2 pseudogenes are annotated in these 2,722 nt (G+C 73.7%); both read right to left on the minus strand.

Annotated elements, in window-relative coordinates:
• Positions 1-639, minus strand: a pseudogene (locus O3Q52_RS51710) (hypothetical protein); the annotation flags it as partial.
• Positions 636-2,722 (minus strand): annotated as a pseudogene (locus O3Q52_RS51715) (hypothetical protein); the annotation flags it as partial. The pseudogenes O3Q52_RS51710 and O3Q52_RS51715, both read right to left, overlap by 4 nt.

The following is a 2,722-nucleotide window of genomic DNA, read 5'->3' on the forward strand; positions in this document are numbered from 1 at the left end:
GGGCAGCAGCCAGGCCCCGGCCGCCTGCGTCCACGACTCGGCCGCCAGCTCGGCGGTGGCGGGTGGCAGCAGCACCAGGAACGCGACCGTGACCTTGTCGCTCCGGTTCACCGCGGCGGCGTCCGTCCCGGACGGACGGCGGCCCCGAATGGCCTTCGCCCGGTCGGTGTTCACGGCGGCGAGCAGCGCGTCGTTCGCCTGCCGCAGCCGGCTCCGGTCGCCGTGCGCCCGCCAGACCGCGGTCCAGTACGTGATCGCCGCCTGCCGGTCGCCGGGGGTCGGAGCCGCGGTGCTGCGGACGACCAGCACGGTGGTGTCGGCCGGCACTCCGACCGGTTCCTCGGCCGGGTTGGCCGGAGTACGGGTCTTCAGCAGCCAGGCCGCCCTGCCCGCCGGAATCCGCCCGACCAGTTCCTGCCAGGCGGCCTGGAGGGCGTCCGCCCGCCCGCCCGCGGCCCAGCGGGCGGCCCAGTACGCGTCCAGCGCGGCCACCTCGGCCTCCGTGGGCAGCGATTCGAACTTGTCGACCTGCCACTCGTCCGGGAACACCCGGACGAGCAACTCCGTCGCGGTGAACCGGGTCTCGATCCGGACCGGGCCGAGCAGCACCGGGAAGTCATCACTGAGCTGGGCGGTCATCGCGGCAACATCTCCTGTGCGTGTACGGCCACCAGGACCGGAACCTGAAAGAGGATGTACGCCAGGTCGGCGGAGCCGAGGCCCGCGAACCAGAGCGGCAGGTTCTCGTCCTCGGCGCGCTGTTCCTGCTTCTCCGGGTCGTCCTCGGAGCCGTCGAAGCTCGCCAGCGCGACGGAGACGTCCGGGTCCATCTCCAGGAAGCCCCGCCGGTGCGGGTCGACGTCGTCCCAGGTCAGGTCGTTCCAGACCTCGACATGGGTTGGCGGTCCGTCGTCGACGCCGAACCGCGGGTCGCCGGGGCGCTCCTTGAGCACGAAGAACCAGCCGGCGTCGTCCGGCGCGTGGCCGAGCGCCCGCGCGGCGTCCAGATCGAACCCGAGCAGATAGATGTCCGGCTCGACCTTCGCCTCGTACAGGGGCAGCAGGACCTGCTCCGGCGACGGCGGTCCGTCCTGCGGCAGCTCGACCAACTCCCGCTGCTGGGTGGGGTCGGGCCGGCCGTCGGGGCCGGGCGGCCACTGCGCCCTGTGCGCGTAGATCGCCGCCGTCGGGTACTTCTTCAGCAGCTCGCCGCGGACGACGAGGACCAGATCGTCCGGACGCGGGCCGCCGGACTGCCGGTTGTCGTTGTCGCCGAGCCGTGCGGCCGGCGACCAGCGGTGGATGGGCGGCACGTCGTAGCCGCGCTCGCGCCGCTGCTCCGCGGTCTCGCCCGGCGTGGGCAGTGTGGCCGCCGGATCCCAGAACTGCCGGAACGGCGTGCCCCGTTGGTCGGTCGGGTACTCCCGCCAGAGCAGCTCGCGGGCCATCTCGTGGTTGAGCCCCACCAGATAGGACTCGATGAACTCCCTGTTGTTCGCCAGCAGGGTGATGGAGTTCGCCGGGAGCAGGTTCAGGTTCGGCACCAGGGCGTCGACCGAGAGGTCCAGCAGAGGCTGGTACGTCGGCAGGTCGAAGACCGGGTAGGCCATCGCCTCGGTGAACTCGGCGGCGAACGGACGCAGCCGCTCGGGCAGGCTGACCGAGCCGAGCAGCGTCTTCGGAACGGTCTCGTCGGCGCGCAGGCCCGAGAGTACCGCGGTGGTGGCGGAGACCACGCCGAGCCGCCGCCGCAACCCGGTCTGCCCGACGGCCGTCCCGGTGTCGAGTCCCTGGTGCAGTTCGCGCAGCGCGGCCTTGAAGCGGGTCGCCTCGGCGCTGTCCGTGCTGCCGGGGTGCGGGGCGACCGGGTCGTCGAGCGAGCGGAGCACGAAGTCGGGGCTGCGCGGAAGGCCGCCGACCGGGTCGGCACCGGTGCCCCCGCCGGGGTGCAGCACATCTCGCAGGCGCGCGGGGGTGACCAGCGCCCCCGGGGCCGCCTTGGCCACTGCGGCGGTGACCGGGTCGCTCGCCGCGTCCATCCGCGCCAGCAGTGCCGACGGCGGCCGTTCATCGGGGAACTGCAGGGACCGCATCAGCCGCGCTCCGGGCCGGGTGATCCGCCGCATCGCCGACGACACCGGCGCGGCCGCGACCTGGCTGGCCGCCACCCGGAACCCGACCGCGACCTTCGAAGCCGGGTCCGCGGACAGCCCGGCCGCGAGGGTGTCGGGTTCGTCGGCCGTGGTGGTGGTCAGCCGGGAGTGGGTAGGCGCGGTCAGTGTGAGGGACCGCCCGGACGCGGCCACGGGGGCTTCCGCCAGCGCCGCCGGACTGCCGCCCTGCGGCGGGTCGAGGTGTCTGGTCTGCAGCACGTGCCCGACCTCCCGGGCGAGCTGAGCGGCGCGGATCCGGCCGTTGGCCACCAGTACGTCGCCGATCTGTGCCCAGGCGGCGGCCATCAGCTCTTCCTCGCGTGCGCGGACGACCTGTGCGCCGAGGTTCGCGGCGCCCCGGAACCGCGGGTCCAGGTTGAGACGGTGGATCCAGTTGTGGTTCTCCGGCGCCGGTATCGGCGTGCCGTCACGGTTGGTGAGCAGCCGGGAGGTGAGCGCGTGCCAACGCCCGTACAGCGGAGGGGTGATGATCGGGTCGGCCCCGCAGTTGCCTGCCGGATCCTCCTGGTCCGGCCCCTGGGCCGCGGCGGTCGCCGTGGCGTCGGCGA

This window comes from Streptomyces sp. ActVer (assembly GCF_027270795.1).
In the GTDB taxonomy this organism is placed as follows: Bacteria; Actinomycetota; Actinomycetes; order Streptomycetales; family Streptomycetaceae; genus Streptomyces; species Streptomyces umbrinus_A.